At 37.2% G+C, this 18904-nt stretch carries 18 protein-coding genes and 2 pseudogenes; 13 read left to right on the top strand and 7 right to left on the bottom strand.

The genetic code is table 11. From position 1 onward, the window contains the following. The first annotated feature begins 2 nt into the window (after window positions 1–2). Genes NSS70_RS11440 through NSS70_RS11430 form a run of 3 tightly spaced genes read left to right on the top strand, consistent with a single transcriptional unit; the run spans window position 3 to window position 4171 of the window. Window positions 3–3104, top strand: a complete 3102-nt coding sequence (locus tag NSS70_RS11440) for an ATP-binding protein (RefSeq protein WP_340881609.1) — start codon at window positions 3–5, stop codon at window positions 3102–3104. 4 nt (window positions 3105–3108) lie between these two features. After that, on the top strand, window positions 3109–3717 hold the full coding sequence (locus tag NSS70_RS11435; protein WP_339196402.1) for an HNH endonuclease: 609 nt from the start codon (window positions 3109–3111) through the stop codon (window positions 3715–3717). 25 nt (window positions 3718–3742) lie between these two features. Then, window positions 3743–4171: an SMI1/KNR4 family protein gene (locus NSS70_RS11430; protein ID WP_327856882.1), complete on the top strand. Its 429-nt coding sequence runs from the start codon at window positions 3743–3745 to the stop codon at window positions 4169–4171. 185 nt (window positions 4172–4356) lie between these two features. Here the strand turns inward: NSS70_RS11430 and NSS70_RS11425 are convergent, their stop codons facing one another. Next, a complete protein-coding gene (locus NSS70_RS11425; protein ID WP_340881604.1) occupies window positions 4357–4482 on the bottom strand; it encodes a hypothetical protein in 126 nt (41 codons plus the stop codon). A gap of 40 nt (window positions 4483–4522) precedes the next feature. Here NSS70_RS11425 and tnpA (NSS70_RS11420) point away from each other — a divergent pair, with 40 nt between their 5' ends. From tnpA (NSS70_RS11420) to tnpC (NSS70_RS11410), 3 genes are all read left to right on the top strand, one after another. After that, the gene (gene tnpA / locus NSS70_RS11420) at window positions 4523–4843 is read left to right on the top strand and encodes an IS66 family insertion sequence element accessory protein TnpA (RefSeq protein WP_003352856.1); all 321 of its coding nucleotides are present in this window, start codon (window positions 4523–4525) and stop codon (window positions 4841–4843) included. After that, on the top strand, window positions 4837–5193 hold the full coding sequence (tnpB, locus tag NSS70_RS11415; RefSeq protein WP_003352857.1) for an IS66 family insertion sequence element accessory protein TnpB: 357 nt from the start codon (window positions 4837–4839) through the stop codon (window positions 5191–5193). Before tnpA (NSS70_RS11420) ends, tnpB (NSS70_RS11415) begins: the two co-directional genes overlap by 7 nt. A gap of 61 nt (window positions 5194–5254) precedes the next feature. Continuing rightward, window positions 5255–6832: an IS66 family transposase gene (gene tnpC, locus NSS70_RS11410; protein ID WP_094245431.1), complete on the top strand. Its 1578-nt coding sequence runs from the start codon at window positions 5255–5257 to the stop codon at window positions 6830–6832. A gap of 92 nt (window positions 6833–6924) precedes the next feature. Here tnpC (NSS70_RS11410) and tnpC (NSS70_RS11405) read toward each other — a convergent pair whose 3' ends face one another. The 3 genes from tnpC (NSS70_RS11405) to tnpA (NSS70_RS11395) form a co-directional block, all read right to left on the bottom strand. Further along, window positions 6925–8502 carry an IS66 family transposase gene (tnpC, locus tag NSS70_RS11405; protein ID WP_445290583.1) on the bottom strand — a complete coding sequence of 526 codons (1578 nt, stop codon included), beginning with the start codon at window positions 8500–8502 and terminating at the stop codon, window positions 6925–6927. 64 nt (window positions 8503–8566) lie between these two features. Then, a complete protein-coding gene (gene tnpB / locus NSS70_RS11400; RefSeq protein ID WP_048622526.1) occupies window positions 8567–8923 on the bottom strand; it encodes an IS66 family insertion sequence element accessory protein TnpB in 357 nt (118 codons plus the stop codon). Further along, window positions 8917–9243, bottom strand: coding sequence for an IS66 family insertion sequence element accessory protein TnpA (gene tnpA / locus NSS70_RS11395; RefSeq protein ID WP_327848417.1), 327 nt, complete (start codon window positions 9241–9243; stop codon window positions 8917–8919). The genes tnpB (NSS70_RS11400) and tnpA (NSS70_RS11395) overlap by 7 nt, the downstream gene beginning before the upstream one ends. Window positions 9244–9313: 70 nt before the next feature. On the opposite strand from tnpA (NSS70_RS11395), the gene NSS70_RS11390 reads away from it, so the two are divergent. The 3 genes from NSS70_RS11390 (at window position 9314) to NSS70_RS11380 (ending at window position 10721) form a co-directional block, all read left to right on the top strand. Next, complete coding sequence (locus tag NSS70_RS11390; protein WP_339196394.1) at window positions 9314–9535, top strand: hypothetical protein; 222 nt, start codon at window positions 9314–9316, stop codon at window positions 9533–9535. Between the two features lie 88 nt (window positions 9536–9623). Further along, entirely contained in the window at window positions 9624–10019 is a 396-nt protein-coding gene (locus NSS70_RS11385; RefSeq protein WP_339196392.1) for a hypothetical protein, read from the top strand. Between the two features lie 414 nt (window positions 10020–10433). After that, window positions 10434–10721, top strand: a complete 288-nt coding sequence (locus tag NSS70_RS11380) for a hypothetical protein (protein ID WP_327856884.1) — start codon at window positions 10434–10436, stop codon at window positions 10719–10721. Here the strand turns inward: NSS70_RS11380 and NSS70_RS11375 are convergent. From NSS70_RS11375 to NSS70_RS11365, 3 genes and pseudogenes are all read right to left on the bottom strand, one after another. After that, entirely contained in the window at window positions 10701–11024 is a 324-nt protein-coding gene (locus NSS70_RS11375) for a hypothetical protein (RefSeq protein WP_327856885.1), read from the bottom strand. The two genes, NSS70_RS11380 and NSS70_RS11375, sit on opposite strands and share 21 nt — an antisense overlap. After that, window positions 11021–11458 carry a transposase gene (locus NSS70_RS11370; protein WP_327856886.1) on the bottom strand — a complete coding sequence of 146 codons (438 nt, stop codon included), beginning with the start codon at window positions 11456–11458 and terminating at the stop codon, window positions 11021–11023. The genes NSS70_RS11375 and NSS70_RS11370 overlap by 4 nt, the downstream gene beginning before the upstream one ends. Before the next feature lie 401 nt (window positions 11459–11859). Further along, window positions 11860–13053: pseudogene (locus tag NSS70_RS11365) on the bottom strand (IS110 family transposase). A 427-nt stretch (window positions 13054–13480) separates the two neighbouring features. Here NSS70_RS11365 and NSS70_RS20885 point away from each other — a divergent pair. The 4 genes and pseudogenes from NSS70_RS20885 to NSS70_RS11350 all read left to right on the top strand — a co-directional run. Continuing rightward, window positions 13481–13606: pseudogene (locus NSS70_RS20885) on the top strand (restriction endonuclease); the annotation flags it as partial. Window positions 13607–13858: 252 nt separating this feature from the next. Further along, complete coding sequence (locus tag NSS70_RS11360; protein WP_340881601.1) at window positions 13859–14353, top strand: hypothetical protein; 495 nt, start codon at window positions 13859–13861, stop codon at window positions 14351–14353. A 392-nt stretch (window positions 14354–14745) separates the two neighbouring features. Next, window positions 14746–15186, top strand: a complete 441-nt coding sequence (gene brxF, locus NSS70_RS11355) for a BREX-3 system P-loop-containing protein BrxF (RefSeq protein ID WP_339196386.1) — start codon at window positions 14746–14748, stop codon at window positions 15184–15186. A gap of 16 nt (window positions 15187–15202) precedes the next feature. Then, the gene (locus NSS70_RS11350; RefSeq protein WP_339196384.1) at window positions 15203–18901 is read left to right on the top strand and encodes a DUF6079 family protein; all 3699 of its coding nucleotides are present in this window, start codon (window positions 15203–15205) and stop codon (window positions 18899–18901) included. The last annotated feature ends 3 nt before the right edge of the window (window positions 18902–18904 follow it).

Here is an 18904-nt window from a genome sequence, read left to right as displayed (position 1 = left end):
CAATGCTGTTATTTATGGAAAATGAGATAACGCGTGATAAATATAATCAGCTCCTTCAGTTTGAGCCAACACAGCTGACTATGCCTTTTAGAAAAGGAAAGAATGGTAAAAGAATTGCTATACGCGAAATTCTTCTTTCAGAACAAAATTTAGAAAAAGTTAGTCAAGCTTTGGTTGAGTCGATAAATGAGCTAATTCTTTTTTTACAAGGGATGAATCAGCCATTCCAATTTTTTATAAATTCGGATGGACAAGGGAAGGCAACTTTGTCTTTTGCTTTCCCTTATTACAGTGAAAGGGAGTCAAGTGATATACTCCAAAGTGCATTTACAGGTGTTATTACCGAGCAACAAGAAAAGGGAGTTGATAACTATCGTTACTATGGGTATGCGTTAGGAATTCCAGCACAAATTAATGAAGATTCGAAATCATGGATTAGAGCTGTGCTACGTTCGAAGTTAGAAGAAAAGTTTGAAATCATGATTTTGTGCAAGCCATTACAGACAGCTGAGATTATTGAACTTACTGAAAATATTAGTTATGAATATAACCAATTCGCCCCATTGAGAAAAGTAACGCGTACAACTGGAGAACAAGAATCCGTGCAAATATCTGATTCGAAAAGTCATAATTCAAATAAAGGTATGGTTATCGTTTCAGAAAGCGAGAATATAAGTAGTACCACTTCTAAAGGAACATCTAATTCAAAAGATGAATCAAGCGAGTTTGAAAACAGCTACATAACTAAGTATGTTGATATCTTATCTTTTCACTTAAAACGCTTGGAGCAAGGGGCAACTAGAGGGGTGTGGCAAACTGCAATTTATATTGCTACAGATTCTAGAGAAATATTCTCTTATGTTAATGGGGCCCTTTTGACAACCATGCTACCAGAATCCTATACACCTAGTTTTAAAGTGATTGAAGATTTGACAGTTAAGGAATTTTATGATTCGGGAACTCTGCCAGACCGTGAGCGAGAGAGCAATTTATTGAATGGATTTTTCAGTAGAGCAACTACAATTTTAACTTCTGATGAACTAACTCATCTTTTGCTTCTTCCTGATGAAGAGTTCATAGGATATAGTGTTAGAAAAGTTGCAGATTTTAATGTAAATGTTGATCAAGAGAAAGGGATACATATCGGTTATTTGTATAGTCGTGAACGTAAATTACAGCAATGTTTTAAAATATCGGAAGAAGATTTAACAATGCATGGGTTAGTAACAGGAATCACTGGAAGTGGCAAAACGAACACAATATTATCATTGCTTGAAAATCTGAGTGCCCCTTTTCTTGTCATTGAACCAACTAAGCGTGAGTATCGCCACTTACTAAGTCGTAACAAAAATGTTCGTGTATATACTGTTGGAAATGAAAACATCTCTCCGATTCGCCTTAATCCATTTTATTTTCCAAAAGGTGTTTCTCTTCTGTCTCATATTGATTCTTTAAAGGCAGTGTTTATGTCAGCATTTTCGATGTATGCTTCAATGCCGAACATACTAGAACAATGTTTATATTCCATTTACAAAAAAAATGGTTGGAGTTTGCATCATTCCACGAATGTGTATGCTAGTTGTCATGAGGAAGCGACACCTTATTTTCCAACTTTACAAGATTTGTATGAAGAAATTGACGACTATGTTACTAAATCAGGATATGCAGAAGAACAAAAATCTAATATACGCGCCGCTTTACTAACTCGATTAAAAAGTTTGATGGTTGGTAGCAAAGGTTTAATGTTAAATACTAAAGAATGCCTCGATTTCGATGAATTACTTAGTTATCCTACAATTTTAGAACTTGAGGAAGTAGCGGATGATGACGATAAAGCTTTAATTATGGGGCTCTTTTTTATACGTTTGTCACAAGCATTAAAAATTAAGAATGCTGGACAGATTGATCATCCGCTGAAACATGTAACAGTTGTAGAAGAAGCTCACCGTCTATTTAGAAATGAACAAATGACAAATCAAAATCCTGAAACTGTTAATATTCGTGGAAAAGCAGTAGAACATTTTTGTAATTTATTAAGTGAAATTCGTTCCATGGGCGAAGGGATGATTATTGTAGACCAAATTCCTACTAAATTAGCGCCCGATACGATTAAGAATACAAATTTAAAGATTGTTCATCGACTCGTGTCATATGATGATATTGCAAGTATGTGTCAAGCGTTAGGTTTAGACGAAACAAAGGAAGGGTTTACTATTTCAAGATTAAAGAAAGGAGAAGCTATTATCTTTAAAGCTGGAATGGAGAGAGCTTCTCATGTTTTAATTTATCATAGTAAATCAAAGTTAACGTTTGTTTCAGATAATCAATTGGAAACAATTGTAGAAAAATTTAATCCATTTATTTATGAAAAGGAATTTATCCATCCAATTGCTGAAATTATTATGGAACAAGACAATTTTACTAAGAATAGAATTCTCGAACTTATACAAAAGCTTTATCGAAATTTAATGTTCGAAGATATTTTTAATATAAAAGAAGTGTTTAATTTAGTTGAAAAAAACATTTTACAAATTGTTTATAAAAGTGGTTATGAAATTAATAAAAATAATGAAGAGCAATTTTTAACTTCTATATTAGTTCAAGGTATAAATCAATTTTTAAATAATTATACTTACTTCTCAAAAATAAAAAAAATCTCCAATAAAATTAGAGAATATCTTCTCACAATGACTCAGTATCGTCATTATGAGTGGTCTATCAATGAGTTAAAATTAATTAACTATCGAAGAAGTACAAATCTTTATACATTACTTGCGGAAGCAAATGAACGTTTATTATCTGATGAACCGTATATGAGCTTGTTGAATGAATCAAGTGGATTGGATGGAGAAGCAATTTTATTAGCGCAAAAATTGATAGAAGATAGTATTTACAACTTAAATTTTGCAGAAAATGATAAAAAACAAAATGTATATATTTTTTATGAAGTAGTAAAAGAAAAATTAAAAAAAGAATTTCTAAAAACGTATAATTCTCCTAATTTTAAAATGTTATTAAAACGTGTTTTACTGATACTAACAGCAAAAGCAAACAAACCTCATTTGCAACAAATGTTCTCCAATTTAGTAGATAAGGGGAAATAGAAAAATGGAATTATTAACTTTAGCAGGTGCGACCTTAGAGAAAATGATAGAAACATCTTCTATTGAAGGCTTAAAGGAAGCATCTATTGAGTCTGCCTTAGAGACAATTGAAAATGCATCAGCCACGCCTGAAGCGTTAAACGCTTTTGAAAATATGGATATAGCAGTAGATGAAGGGATAAGGCAAGAAATAATTAGAATAGAAACGCTTAATGATCATTTAGAAGGTACTGTTCACCCGGAAACAGGTGTACCATTTGAAGTGAAAGTAATTGAACTACCAGATGGCACAATAATCGAAGGAGTTTTTCCTCAGTTTGACTCTGTTTTTGATGTGCAACTACCTGAAAATATGTATTTAGATACTGATTATCAGCAATTTTCCTATGCAAATGAACAACTTAAAGAAGCGATTCAACAAAACCCGGAATTAGCTAAGCAGTTTAACGATCTTCAACTTGAACAAATTAAAGCAGGGGAAACACCAGATGGATTTACGTGGCATCATAGTGAGGAAGTCGGAAAATTACAATTAGTTGATGAAAGGATTCATGCGCTAACAGGTCATACCGGGGGACGGACTATATGGGGAGGAGGTTCATTATATCGTTAATAAACACTTAGGAGGGACAATTAAGATGTTTACGCAAATTGAATGGAGATTTACTAAATCACCAATTGATAGTGAAACAATTTCTAATATTGAGAAGCATTTTGATATAGAATTTCCAGAAGAATACAAGCAAATTGTATTAAATTATAATGGTGCTAGGCCGAAACCTAATGTATACGATACTGAAAAAACGAAGGAACGTACAGTTAAATCGTTATTATCTTTAAATCAAAAAGAAGAGGGAAATATTTTCGATGTAATGAATTGGATATCAGGAAAAATACCTTCTAAATTTATCCCGTTTGCAAATGATAACAGTGGTAATTACTTATGTTTTGATTACAGTGAAAATCAAAAAAACCCGCCAATTTACCTATGGCTTCATGAAGAAAATAGGGTTGAAAAAGTAAGCGACAGTTTTGCAAGCTTTTTATCGAAGCTTTATTTACCATAACTCCCCTTAGTTCCATTGATGTCAATTACCAGCAGCGGATTTGTAAGCGTCAAATAATCCACACCTTTTGATGAACTGCACCCCTTAAAGTAGATGTTGAAAAATCCCTATTTGGTCAACACTTCTTTAAGAGGTGATTTTTTATGGCAAGAAAAGGAAACGTTTCCAAATTTATTCTGTAGAACTTATGCTAGAAGCAATGAAAATGAAGGAAGATGGTTATACTCATGCTCAAATAGCAGAGAAATTAGGTAAGCGTAAAGTAATGTAAGCGTCAAATCTTGCACACCTTCTTGATGTGCTAATTTCATGAGATAATCTCCTCAAGATGAAATTGAAGGAGGTTTTTTTATGCCTAAGAATCCTGAATTACGAAAGGTTTGGGAACAACGAATCGCTGACTATCGTAAAAGCGGTCAAACTCAAGTAAACTGGTGCAAGGAAAATCAATGGAGTATTCACCAGTTTAAATACTGGTTAAGAAAAATTGAAAATCCAATAAAAAATCAAGGAAAGTCTACAAAATGGGCATCCGTTACCCTAGAAGATCATTCACAAACAGTTGAAAATTCATTACGGATTGAAATTAGTGGGATTTCAATTGAAGTAAAACCTGGTTTCGATCCGGCCTTTCTTTCAGAAGTGGTTAGGACGTTGAAATCAACATGTTAGTTGGTACAAGAGCTGAACGAGTTTACTTGGCAAAAGGAAGTACTGATTTGAGAAAATCCATTGATGGATTAGCTGCTTTGGTGAAAGAGGGATTTGATTTAGATCCCTTTTCATCAAGCTATTTTGTGTTCTGTAATCGAAAGCGAGATAAATTAAAAATTCTTCACTGGGACTATAATGGTTTTTGGCTTTATTATCGTCGATTGGAAAAAGGAAAATTTCAATGGCCAAATGAAAATGACACTGGAACGATACAAATTAGTTATCGGCAATTACGCTGGTTATTGGATGGTCTTGCAATGGAGCAAAAGAAAGCACACCCAGAAGTAAAGGCTAGAACAGTTATATGAATTTTTTACTTTTAACAAAAACCTTGGAGGAAAATAGCTAAAACCGTCGAATTATTACTACATGATGAAAAATTTAAAGAATCCTAACCAAAACCCATTTGAATTAATTGAAAAACTTCAACAGCAAATCGTTGAATTGACGGCGAAATTACAATGGTATGAAGAACAGTATCGTCTTAGTCAAAAACGAAAATTTGGCTCTTCAAGCGAAAAAACAAATCCTAATCAATTAGAACTACCTTTATTCAATGAAGCAGAGGTAGAGTCTAATGTAAAAGCCGAAGAGCCAACTGTTGAAACAATTACATATCGTCGTAAAAAGAAACGTGGTCAACGTCAAGCTACGTTTGAAAACCTGCCTATGGAAACGATTGAATATCGTTTACCCGAAGAAGAGCAGGTCTGTTCGTGTTGCGGTGAAAAAACACACGAAATGAGCACAGAAGTACGACAAGAATTAGTGATTATTCCGGCTCAAGTCAAAGTTTTAAAACACGTTCGATATGTCTATGGATGCCGTCATTGTGAGCGTAATGAAATAGAGACACCAATCGTTACAGCACCTGCCCCAAAATCTGTGTATCCAAAAAGTTTAGCTTCACCGTCAAGCATGGCATATATTATGAATCAAAAATATGTAGAGGGGCTACCTCTATATCGCCAAGAACAACAGTTCAAACGATTAGGTGTGATCTTATCCAGGCAAACCATGGCCAATTGGATGCTTTATGGTGCCGAAAAATGGCTTGCGCCAATTTATCAACGAATGAAAGAGCATCTCCTCTCTAAAGACATTCTACATGCGGATGAAACAACTGTTCAGGTTTTACATGAACCTGGAAGGTCAAGCACATCGAAATCTTACATGTGGCTTTATCGGACTGGAAGAGAGGATCCACCACTTGTCCTTTATGACTATCAGGAAACTAGAGCAGGAGAACATGCCAAAGAATTCCTAAAAGGGTTTAAAGGATACCTGCATGTCGATGGATATGCAGGATACCATAAGGTATCCGGCGTAACATTAGTTGGATGTTGGGCTCATGCCCGCAGAAAGTTCGATGAGGCTTTAAACGTACTTCCTGAATCCAAACGTCATTCAGCAGTCACAGCTCGGGAAGGACTCAATTTCTGTAATCAGCTATTTGCCATCGAGCGTGATTTGAAAGAATGTACACCAGAAGAACGATATAAAAAACGACTTAAACACAGCCAACCATTGTTGGAGGCTTTTTCAGCATGGCTAAAAACAGAGAAAAGCAATGTTTTACCAAAGAGTCTATTAGGTCAAGCCATTACATACTGCCTCAACCAATGGGAAAAACTCGTGGCATTTTTAGAGGATGGACGTTTAGAAATCGATAATAATCGAAGTGAACGATCCATTAAACCATTTGTGATCGGAAGGAAGAACTGGATTTTTAGCAATACTCCGAAAGGAGCTAAGGCCAGCTCAATCATTTACAGTATTGTGGAGACAGCAAAAGAGAATAAATTAAATCCATTTTATTATCTTCGCTACTTATTTGAAAGGCTTCCCAATATGGATATAAGCAATATGGATGAGCTTGATCAACTACTTCCTTGGTCCAAAACAATTCCTTTGAATTGTCGGGTTTTTAATAACTTATCACAATAATAGTATTTAATCCCTATCATTAAAAGGTGGGGATTATTTTACGCTTACAAAGTAATCCCCACCTGTATTCAGATGGGGATTTCATGTATGCTTTATTTAGATTTTTTAGGAACACGGCATTCCTGCGGAAGCGTCGGTGACCATGGCAGGAATTCAGCTAATTTTGTTTTATCTGTCGTATCTATATTGGGAAGCTCTTGAAACAGATAGCTAAGGTAGTTGAATGGATCCAACTCGTTTTCCTTGGCTGTCTCCACAACACTATAGATGATCGCACTAGACCTTGCTCCTTTTGATGTATTACTGAAGAGCCAGTTTTTGCGACCGATCACAAAAGGTTTAATTGACCGTTCCCCGCGATTATTATCGATCTCCAAACGGCCGTCCTCTAAAAATGCCTCCAACCGCTCCCATTGGTTACGACAATACTTGATCGCTTTGCCAAGTGCGCTTTTTGGCAGTACGCGCGGCATTTGCTCTTTAAGCCATGACAAAAAAGCCTCAAGCACGGGTTTGCTGTGCTCCAGCCGTGCTTGATAGCGCTCCTCTGGACTTGCATCTTTAAGCTTGCGCTCAATTTCAAAAAGTTTATTGCAATAGGCCAGACCTTCCTTTGCTTTGACGGTGGAAGTGCTCGCCGATTCAGGCAGTGCCTGCAGGGCTTCTGTGAATTTGCGGCGGGCATGGGCCCAGCACCCGACCAATTTCACATCGGGGAGGACGTTATAACCCGCATACCCGTCCACATGCAAATATCCCCGGAAGCCGTCCAAAAAACGGCGTGGGTGCTTGCCTGCACGGGTTTGCTGGTAATCGTATAAGACGATTGGTGTATCCCCGCGACCGGTACGATAAAGCCATATGTAGGAAGTCGACGTCGCTGGCCGGTCCGGTTCAGACAGGACCTGCAAGGTTGTCTCATCCGCATGCAGACGATCCTTCTGTAGGAGGTGCTCATGCATCTCATCGTAAATGAGGCTAAGCCAAGTTTGAGCCCCATAAATGGTCCAATTGGCCAGCGTTTGCCGAGGTATGGACACGCCAAAGCGTTCCAGTTGTTTCTCCTGGCGATACAGGGGCATACCTTCTACGTATTTTTGTGTCATGGTATAAGCCATTGACGACGGAGACGCTAGGCTTCCAGGGAAAACAGGTTCCGGCATCTTCGCTGTCACAATAGGTGTGTTCAGTTCATGACGCTCACAGTGACGGCAGCTATATACATGACGCACATGTTCGACTACTTTCACTTGGGCAGGAATGACTTTCAATTCCTTGCGTACTTCTGTGCTCATTTCATGCATAGCACCGCCACAGCACGAACAGACCTGTTCCTCATCAGACAAACGGTATTCGATCGTCTCTGTAGGCAGGTTTTCAAGCATGCGTTTGCGTTGGCCGTGTTGTTTCTTGCGTCTATATGTCATCGTCTCAACGGTGGGCTCTTCCATAGCTGGATCAGCCGTGGACTCGGCTTCGTTGAAAAGGGAGAGCTGGTCCGGATGGGTCTTCTCGCTGGAAGCTCCGAATAGGCGTTGCTGGCTGAGGCGGAATTGTTCCTCATACCATTTTAATTTCGCTTCCAACTCTTCCTTTTCCATTTGGAGCTTTTCGTTGAGCGCTTTGTAATATTCAATTGTGCCTTTTGAAGTCTGCGCTGATTTTTCCATATGTCCAGTATACGGAAAAGAATCCAACTTGCCTAGTATCGAATTCTTTTTTTATTTATTTGTTTTATAGAAGGATGCGTGCCTTCACTTCCTGATGCGCTTGCTTTTGTTCGATTGGCAAGCCGTCCAGCAGCCAGCGCAGCTGGCGTGAACTGATAGACATGGGCGCTGTATCATTCTCCGACGGCCAGTGGAACGTCCCTTTTTCCAGACGGCGATAATGAAGCCAGAAGCCGTTATGTTCCCATTGAAGAATCTTTAACTTGTCCCGTTTCCGGTTACAAAACACGAATAAGCACGGAGAAAAGGGATCGAGTTCAAAGCATTCCTGTACAATAGCGGCCAGTCCGTCAATCGATTTGCGAAGATCCGTACTGCCACGCGCCAGATAGACACGTTCAAACGGGGAATTCATCAACATTGGTGTTGCAGCACCCGAATCACATCGGTTAATAGATCCAGATTGGCACCGGGCCGTACTTCAACGGAGATCGCATCAACGTGTAAAAAGATCGGACCTTGACCTGAAGAGGGCAAGGATTCTTCTACCTGAACAGCCAGCCACTGCGTCTGGACAGGCGTTTCAGTGCAACTGCCACCGCGGGAGAACTGCCTCACCCAATAGTACATTTGGTGAGTTTTGATTCCTTGATCCCGGCACCACTCCGCTATACTCTGTCCACTCTCTTTCCAGGCATCATATCGTGCTTTCCATTCTATTCTTTTTTCTTTTAGGGTCATGGCAAAACCTCCCGAATCATTCTAAGAAGATTATCACACGGATGACCTATGATCGGAATGTGGGTTTTATTTGACGCTTACGAAATTAGGGATTACCAATAAGGATACGGTGAAATGTTGGTACAGACAGTTTAGAAAAGAAGGACAATCAGCTTTCATCGATAAACAAGGACGTCGTGAAGTGTATAAAGATAAAGATCGCTATGTACGAAAATTAGAAATGGAGAATAAAATCTTAAAAAAGTATCTAGAGATTTTGAACAAGGAGCATTCCTGTAATGAAGAAATTTGAGGTTTGAAACAAAAAGAGCCCTCTTAGTATAGTACAGGGTGTCAATGCATTGACCCCGAATTAATAAGTTACCAAGGAGGACTCAATAATGAATTATACTCAAAATCGAAAAATCTCGCAAATCACACCATCTACAAATAATCGGCACATTTCCAACTACAACAATGCTGCTACACTTTATGTGTCCACATTTTTTCCAATATTTGATAAAAACATAAACAATATCAGTCTCTTGAACATCGGGATAAGCTACCAAGCGTTTCTGGACGTTGGTTTTTCTATTGGCCATTATATGATGGCAGTCATTTTAGCGATCATGGACTTGGAAACGGAATCTTTAAGACAGTTCCAAATGATGAAAAAACTTCTGAAAAGTACGGTAGAATTCAAGAGGTTATTTGGAAAGAAATTGATTAATTATCGATCACATCGACAAATATTCGAGATGCGGTGTTTCATGAGCTGGAAAAATTGTAATTTGTAAGGTCGAATGTTTATTTTTAGGGCAATAAACAAGAAATAGGGTGAAAGCTATTCAGAAAACGGTAAAGTCAAGTTTTCATGTAGTCTTTGGGATTTTATGTAGAATCGGTTCCTAGCCATATATTGCTGATACTGAGAGAACGGTAGTTCGGTTAGATAGGGAGGAAAACTATGTGGGTATCAAAATAGAAATTCCCGTTTGAGTTGTAACGTTTCGCTCGGAGGAGTTAGACAAGTGGAGAAACGGTGAAAGAGTGAATTGCAAAGATTCTTATTGTAGAAAACTGCCTGGAACAAAAGGGTTCGGTGAATTTATTGTCGGACGTTATTTGAATCATTAGGATACGAATGGATTCACCATGATTATAATCTGTTCGGTGGCAATCGGCTAGGTAAATATCCTGTTGCTGAAGAAGTGTTTCGAATACATTTTGGAGATAAGCGATATGAACAAGGACGGCAGTTTTATCGCCTTTTTTCTCCTTATGTTCACGTTCAAGAACCCGATTTGATGATTCATCCTGATTTTTGTAAAGTGCGGTTTGCAGAAGTGAAGAGAATGGATACGAACGATCGTTTAAATGAAGCTCAATTAAGAGGAATGGCGTTGCTGAAGTTATTGTATGGGTGTAAGGTAGATATTTTTTACGTTGTTGAAGAAGGAAAAGATGTACCGGAACGTTCAATTGTTTGGGAGTTTTAAAATTAGATGAACGTTTAGTCGAGGTAAAAAATTTTCTCGAATCCGTTTTAAAGGTTTTTTCCATTTCTTCCGTTCTGTTCGTTTTTCCTTCCGAACTTTTGTATCAGATTCCTGTTCGATTTCCTCTGTTAGGATTTCGACTTTTTCTTCTAATTTTTGAGCGATGGCTTCCAAGTACTGTTCCGTGATTTCTGGATCTTCTTTCGCCTCTTTTTGTGCTGTTCCTGCTTCTAATTGGGTTAATTCTTGAATGTACTGAAGTGTTTCTTGAATTTTTTCTCTTACCTTCGCTTCAAATTTCAAGGTTGATTTTTTCCACACGAAAGAATACTTTTGGCATTGGCTTCAATTTTAGTACCATCCAAAAAGTAGTTTTCCATCGTGATGTAATTTTCTTCAATCAGCTTCAGAATCATCGCTTCAAATAACTCATCCATTAGGACCTTCATCCGTCCGCCTCGGAATTCGTTGATTGTCCGGAAATCTGGTTGTTGCATCGCTGAAAGCCACATGGCAGGAATATTTTCTTTAACGAGTTTTTCGATTCCTCGACAAGAATAAACCTTTTGAGAATAAGCATACAGAATGATTTTCAGCATCATTTTGGGATGATAGGAGCTTCTGCCGCCGCCTTTATAATGAGAAAACAATTGTTCATCTGGTATCGCCTCCACCATTTCGTCCACGACACGAGCCACGTGATGTTCAGGTATGAGCGATTCAATATCATAAATCATTTGAACTTTCTTTTGGCAGGAGTTTTTTCTTCTTTTCCATCTAGAGGAAGTGTCATTTGTGTGTTATAATTTTCAGGAGTAATCATTTGATTGCTCATAAAAAATCGTCCTTTCTGTAATGTTGTGTCGCAACTTCATTTTACTAGAAAGGACGATTTTTTTGTGCATTTTTTTAAAAGTGAAAAAATGAGGGGCTCCAAAAAGTCAGTTACCCTGACTTTTTGGACAGCCCCCTTTCTTACGATTAGTCAAGAGGTTTATCAATAGTTATTTGAGATAATTAATTTTTTTTTGGCGGAAGGGGTACCCCTTCCGCCAAAAAAAATTTTCGCATGCCAAATAGACCTAACGATTTTTGCTTTTTTTCGCTAGGCCCATTATGTTATACTTTTCCTACACAATTACGAAGATACTGAAGCGATTTCGTAATTGTACGTTAAATTGTGTGTAATAAGGTGGAAGAGGCACTTCAATAACTTATTCACACATGCGATGGACGCAACTTTATGACATTTGTTATAGGGTTGCGTTTTTAATTTGTCGTAGTATTCTACAAAATGATTGTGTCCAAAGCGTCGTTGGCGGATTATATTTTGAATCGTAAAATAAAGGATTTTGCGCAGATGACTGTTGCCACGCTTATTGATTTTATCTTTGTAAAACAATGTGCCTGATTGAAAACGCCTTATATCAATTCCTGCATAGGCATTGAGTTGCTTATGATTTTCGAAGCGTGTCATGTCGCCTATTTCTCCAATCAAACGAACGGCTGTATTTTTCCCTATACCAGGAATACTGATTAATATTTGATATTCATTTCGTTCTTCTGAAAGAACAACCATCTGCTGAATCAGTTCCTCACGTTTTCTCAAAATGGCTAAAGAACGTTTGGCATAATCTTTTAGCTGTTCACAGCGAATGTCGTCTTGATCCACTGCTGGATACGAATCCTGTGCTGCACCTATTAACTGTATGGCCTTTTTCTCCGCCGTTTTAGGCGCTCATTTCTTATCTGTGTTGGCAAGTAGTCGGTTGCGTACAACCGTCTTTGAAAGATTTTTAACGTAATCAGGATGTGGGAATAGCTGTAGGATATTTAAAAACAGTTCGGATTTTTGTGTGAACAGCAATTCCATTTCTGGGAAAGTCAGTTGTAGTAAAGTGTGCATTCTACTTCGAAGCATCGCTAGTTCTTCGTCTAATTCATGATAGTATCGGGAAAGCGCACGCATTTGGTCGAAGTAGTTGTCCTGCGGTTTTTTTATGCGCCGTTCGGTTGTGGGCATCACTTTTATCGGTTTTATGAATGCGCATAGTAGCTGTTTGAATCTTTGATTCAAGGGGATTTAACAGACAGTACGGAAAACCGTGATCATTCATAAAGCGCTCTAATGGGAATACACGCCTGTTGCTTCAAATACAATGGCTGGAACTTGTCCATCTTTTTGTACTAAATCGATGATTCGTTTATTTAGCTGTTCAAAATGGGGGCGATTATGCAAAATTTCCCCCTCAAAAATACAAGAACGTGCAGCGTTATAAATCACCATATAACTTTTTCCCATACTGACATCAAAAGCAATGACGCTTTGCATATACATTCCTCCTGATTTTTATGTAGAAGTCTTCACTTCACCTTATCGATTCCCTTTTCTTATACACGATCTCAAGGATCCAACATACTGAAACTGATTCTTATAAGGGCAGTGAAGTAGGCCAGTTTTTCACTACGAACTCAAGGTTCTGGGGCTGTCACGACCTATTCTCCACTTCTACTATAAAAAATAGTAGCACAGACCATGGCCGTGGTCTGTGCTACTAATCTTAGTATGTTTTTTGTTTTTATGATCTGATTTGACGAATTTTTTTTGTAAAAATAATTTAGGATAAAATAAAGGGCTTTTCATGTAGGTAAAAGTGTCGCAATTATTTACATAAACTCCTAACATACACCATCCTATAATCTCGGTAGGCTGAGATTAACAAAAACTAAAAATTATCGAGTCGAGTAGGAGAGGAATCGTAAAAGTATACGTCAAACTGCCAAGCTGGTTCAAAATCGACATCCCAATCGGTTCGTACAACCCAGACTGGGCCCTCTTCATCGACAACGACGGCAAAGAAAGACTATACTTCGTTCTCTACACTGTCATAATGGTCATAAAATTATTAAACATCCAAATAATTATCATCGTCAAATAGATCGCCATTACTCTTGGTATACGGTATGTCCAACATGCGGTGATGAGTTTGAGAAAGAAGAATGACTGATTAATTTCAACCAGTTCCTTATAATGTTCTGTTCTAAATTATTTTAATTAGTGCAATAGAACTTTACGTGGAAGGTTCATAAAGCTTTGAATTTACCAACCTTTCAATTTTGAGTAAGAGGTGCTACCATTGTCACACATGTTTATAGCGGTAATTATACCGAATGATCCACATAATATTGAATCTAATTTAATTGATCAATTACATCTTTTTAAAGATATTATTGATTGGTTTTCGATAGGCGAAAGGTATGACGGATTAATCAAAGGAAAAAGACTGTACTCTGATGATGGTTTTATTTTTGGTAAGCATCATGAATTGTTAGAAAACAATATGGCCACCACAGAAGAAGTACTGTTTAAAAAGATTATTCTAAATTCTGTTATTGTTCAACATAAATGGTATGTTCAACAATTAAATGGAGGATGGAAGGTATTTCCTGATAAGAAATTTGAAAGCTTCAGAAACCTTGAAAGATTTCGACTACGTGTATTTTTGGAATGTACAGGTAAAACTTATAAAAATCAGATTGCTTTACCATGCCCTTCATCAGCTTTCCGCATTTTAGTTGGAAGAATGGAATCCGTCAAGGAAACACTTGACCGCTTCCATCTACTAACTTAGTGGTCTGCAAGTTGACGAAGGAGCTACTCTAGATTGAGTATCAATCTCGCTAACTTATTTCCGGAATTGTGTGAACATCACAGAATATGGTGATGAGACTGTTTTTTTTGATTGATCCAATTTCCCTTGCTATATTGGAAACACTCATTCCCCTTTTTTAAACATCAAAAATTCCTTTCTCGTAATCGCGTACCATAGCTCCTCTCTCATTAATAATATGGTTCTTAAGTGGGGAAATTTTGTTCCGAATAGATTAGGGATCACTGGCTTTAACAATTTTGTTTTCTCTTAATTTATTCTTATTTTAATTAACACGAAATTAAATTATACTAAATATAAAAGTGTATAAATGAGTACAAAATACTAGTTTTATTATTTTAAGGAGTATTTATATGAGTTTATATTCGATTAAATCAGAACTCCAATTCTTAGACTCTAGATGGTACAAAATAATTTATGCTTGTGGGAAAGTCGAAAATGATAGACAAATTGCAAATTCATTAAATATTCCTTACATAAATCTCAATTTGCGATTAAGCGAAAATTTGAAGAACATTCCCAAATCTAATTATCCTTTACAAGTTGGAGAAATACTTAATGAAATTTTTAACGGTTATCATGCTCCTGCGCTGTGGCTAGGCAATATAGAAATCCTATTTGATAAACAACTACAGCAACACCCGGTAAGATTGCTAGAACATTTAAGTAAACGCTTTAAATTAATTGTATCTTGGCCGGGTGAATATGATGGGAAAGCACTAATTTATGCTACTCCCGAACATCCGGAGTATTTTAAATGCAGTGAACTCGAAGGAAAAATAGTAATCGTATAAAAGGGGGAAAATCGTTATGTTACGTTACAGCGATTTAATTCAATTCGAGCCAATTGAATCGGTCGTGCAATTACGCGATGCGGATGATAAAGAACGCGCGTTTCACTTGCTTGATACATATGTTATTTCCGACCGTATGGCCGAGCAGCTAGACGAGATTATCATCGAGCAAATTCAGTTTGATCGGATGGTTGACAATAAAGGATTATTGATTGTCGGTAACTATGGTACAGGTAAATCGCACTTAATGAGTGTCATTTCGACGATTGCGGAACAGCCAGGGGCAAGTGAGCATATTAAAAATGAACGTGTTGCAAAAAAAGCAAAAGAAATTGAAGGAAAGTTTAAAGTGATTCGTACAGAAATAGGCGCTGTTGCGATGTCTTTGCGTGACATCATTTGCAAAGCGCTACAACAAGGCTTAGCAAACCTAGGGATTGATTATACTTTCCCAAGAGCTGATGAAGTAACGAACAATAAAGACATGCTTTATGAAATGATGGAAATATTCCATGAACAATACCCTGATCAAGGACTCATGCTTGTTGTAGACGAATTATTAGACTATTTACGCAGCCGTAAAGAGCAAGAACTAACTTTAGACTTAGGATTTTTACGCGAATTTGGAGAAGTTTGTAGTAAAACTCGTTTACGCTTTATCGCTGGAATCCAAGAAATGTTATTTGACAACCCAAAATTCCAATTTGTTGCTGATTCCTTACGTCGAGTAAAGGAACGTTTCCAAGAAGTAAGAATTGTCCGCGAAGACATTGCATACGTTGTGTCAGAACGTCTATTGAAAAAGGATGAAAAACAAAAAGCGTTAATTCGCGAGCATTTAAGCAAATATACATCATTATACCATCGTCTCGGTGAAGATATGGAGACGTATGTGAATCTTTTCCCGATCCATCCTGCCTACTTGGAAACATTTGAAAATGTAAATATTGCGGAAAAACGTGTTGTACTGCAAACAATTAGTAGAGAAATCCGAAAGCTATTGACCGAAGAGGTTCCGGAAAATGAAACAGGGATTATTTCATTTGACCGTTATTGGCAATATATTGAAGAAGACTCTTCACTAAGAAGTAATCCGAATGTAAAAGAAGTGATGAGCAAAGTGCAGACATTGAAAGACCGTGTGCAAAACGGTTTAAAACGTCCTGCATATAAACCAGCGGCATTACGTATTGTTAATGCTCTTGCCGTTAACCGTTTAGCGACAGATGATATTAATGCTCCAGTCGGTTTAACATCTGAAGAACTAAGAGATAAATTGTTCTTAAATATCGGAATGTTGCTAGACATGGATGATGAAGCAGCGGATTTCTTAAAAACAACGATTGAATCGGTACTAAAGGAAATCATGAAAGTGGTTAGCTTCCAATATATTTCTACGAACCAAGAGAATGGTCAGTATTACTTGGATGTTAAAAAAGATATTGCGGTAGACGATTTAATAGAAAAACGTGGGGAAGAATTAACGGACAATCAATTAGATCGCTACTATTTTGAAATATTAAAACAAGCAACGGAAGTAGCAGATAACACATACGTAACCGGCTATAAAATTTGGCTGCATGAAATTCCTTGGGAAGGTCGTCGAGTAAAACGTCAAGGATATCTATTCTTTGGTGCGCCAAATGAACGTTCAACGGCTCAACCTGAGCGAGACTTTTACATTTATATGTTACAGCCATTTGAACCACCAAAATTTAAAGATGAAGAAAAAGCGGATGAAGTATTCTTTCGTATGACAAAAAAAGATGATGAATTTGTTCGTTTATTGCGTCTATACGGTGGGGCACGTGAAATGAGCAATGATGCCTCTACAACAAAGCATTTATATAATAGTAAGGCAGATATTTACTTAAAACGCCTTACTACTTGGTTAAAAGATAATTTCGTAGAAGCCTTTGAAATTCAATATCGTGGTAAAAAAGGTTCCGTATTAGAATTCGGCATGTTTCTTCCAGGAAACGCCACCTTAATTGATTTGATTAATACAGTGGCGGAAGGGTTATTGAGTCAATGGTTTGAAGAAAAGTATAAAGATTACCCTTCTTTCCGGAAATTAGACAAAGCATATTTAACAAAAGACAATATGGCAACCTACGTTAGCGATGCGCTTTCATATATGAATGGAAGAAAAACGAGCCAAGGGCAAGCAATTTTAAACGGATTCGTATTATTAGATCAAAAAGGGGAATTAAACGTTCGCGGTTCTGGATACGCACGCTGGGTTATTGAAAAACTAGAAGAAAAAGGACATGGACAAGTACTTAATCAAAACGAACTAATTGAAACGATCTATACTGTTCAAGGTACAGAAGATGTCAGATTGACAAAAGAATTTCGAATGGAACCGGAGTTATTAGTTGTTGTGTTAGGTGCCCTTATTGAACAAGGTGAAATTGTCGTAACAGTAGATAATAAAACATACGAAGCGATGAATTTCGGTGAGTTTATTAAACTTCCTTTAAGCAAGCTAACGAATTTTAGTCATATTAAAAAACCAATCGGGTTGCCAATTCCAGCAATTAACTCATTAATTGATATGTTTGATATCGGTAAAGGAAATGTGACTGATGAAAGTTGGCTAGAATTCGCCATTAAGCAAATCATTAGCCAATCACGCCAAGCGGTTGAAAAAACGGTTAAGATGATAAACGATGTGCGCAATAAATTCCACATTTGGGATGGTCCGTTATTCTCAAGTGACGAACGTGCGGAATACATTACGAAACTTGAAAGCTTAAAAACGTTCTTAGAAGGCCTTCAAGTTTATAATACACGAGCAAAAATGACAAACTTAAAATATAGCGTGTCCGATATTGAACAACAAAACGAAAACTTAAAGATTGTTACTAAGCTTGAACAATTACAACAACAAATTCACGAATACACCAAAGTAGCCGATTACTTATCGAAAGCGAAATTAATTATGTCTACAAATCGAGAGTGGCTCGAAAGCGTTGACGTAGCGTTAGACAACTTAGCGATTGCATTAAAAGAAAATAGAGATTGTTCAAGTGAGATTCGTGAATTAGAGAAATTAAAAGAAGAATATATTCAACATTATTTACAGTTACATCATCAAGCGCGTTTAAATGCGACCGAAGAAAACAAGAAAAAAGCATTATTGCATGACAAACGTTACCTTGCATTAAAAGAGTTGGTATCAAGAATTGATTTATTACCTCGTCAAGCACTAGATGAGTGGATTAAAAACATTCAATCATTAAAATCTTGTTATCAATTGACACGTGAGCAATTGCAACATGATCCAATTTGCCCACATTGTAAGTTCAATCCGCGTGACGAAGTTATGGTACAACGAATTTCATTAGAGCAATTAGAAGAACGGCTTGATGATTTGTTAAATACGTGGACAGAAACGTTATTAACCAACTTTAACGATCCAATCGTTCAAGAAGGGATCTCACTATTGAGTGATGATGAACAACAAATCGTAAAAGACTTTATTGAAAAGAAACAGTTTGATTTACCGATTGATATTCGCCTTCTTGAAATTATTAATGACTTACTAAAGGGAATTCATAAAGAAGAAATTCATATTGACCAACTTGTGAAAATGATGGGCGATGGTAACCCATTAACAGTCGACGAAGTGAGAAGAAGCTTTGAAATGTTGATGAGGGCAATTGTGGGCAACCACCAACCACATCGTGTGCGCATCATGGTAAAGAAGTAAAGG

It is taken from the genome of Aeribacillus sp. FSL K6-2848 (assembly GCF_038004325.1).
GTDB classification, from domain to species: domain Bacteria; phylum Bacillota; class Bacilli; order Bacillales; family Aeribacillaceae; genus Aeribacillus; species Aeribacillus composti.
This window is presented reverse-complemented; position numbering and strand designations above follow the sequence as displayed.

Excerpts from the sequence above, each read along its gene's own strand:
- NSS70_RS11430 (WP_327856882.1), top strand. The coding sequence starts at position 3,743 with ATGTTTACGCAAATTGAATGGAGATTTACTAAATCACCAATTGATAGT.
- NSS70_RS11385 (WP_339196392.1), top strand. The coding sequence starts at position 9,624 with ATGAATTATACTCAAAATCGAAAAATCTCGCAAATCACACCATCTACA.
- tnpA (WP_327848417.1), bottom strand. The coding sequence starts at position 9,243 with ATGACCCTAAAAGAAAAAAGAATAGAATGGAAAGCACGATATGATGCC.
- tnpC (WP_094245431.1), top strand. The coding sequence starts at position 5,255 with ATGATGAAAAATTTAAAGAATCCTAACCAAAACCCATTTGAATTAATT.
- brxF (WP_339196386.1), top strand. The coding sequence starts at position 14,746 with ATGAGTTTATATTCGATTAAATCAGAACTCCAATTCTTAGACTCTAGA.
- tnpB (WP_048622526.1), bottom strand. The coding sequence starts at position 8,923 with ATGTTGATGAATTCCCCGTTTGAACGTGTCTATCTGGCGCGTGGCAGT.
- tnpB (WP_003352857.1), top strand. The coding sequence starts at position 4,837 with ATGTTAGTTGGTACAAGAGCTGAACGAGTTTACTTGGCAAAAGGAAGT.
- NSS70_RS11440 (WP_340881609.1), top strand. The coding sequence starts at position 3 with ATGCTGTTATTTATGGAAAATGAGATAACGCGTGATAAATATAATCAG.
- NSS70_RS11370 (WP_327856886.1), bottom strand. The coding sequence starts at position 11,458 with ATGATTTATGATATTGAATCGCTCATACCTGAACATCACGTGGCTCGT.
- tnpC (WP_445290583.1), bottom strand. The coding sequence starts at position 8,502 with ATGGAAAAATCAGCGCAGACTTCAAAAGGCACAATTGAATATTACAAA.
- NSS70_RS11435 (WP_339196402.1), top strand. The coding sequence starts at position 3,109 with ATGGAATTATTAACTTTAGCAGGTGCGACCTTAGAGAAAATGATAGAA.
- tnpA (WP_003352856.1), top strand. The coding sequence starts at position 4,523 with ATGCCTAAGAATCCTGAATTACGAAAGGTTTGGGAACAACGAATCGCT.
- NSS70_RS11350 (WP_339196384.1), top strand. The coding sequence starts at position 15,203 with ATGTTACGTTACAGCGATTTAATTCAATTCGAGCCAATTGAATCGGTC.
- NSS70_RS11425 (WP_340881604.1), bottom strand. The coding sequence starts at position 4,482 with ATGAAATTAGCACATCAAGAAGGTGTGCAAGATTTGACGCTTACATTA.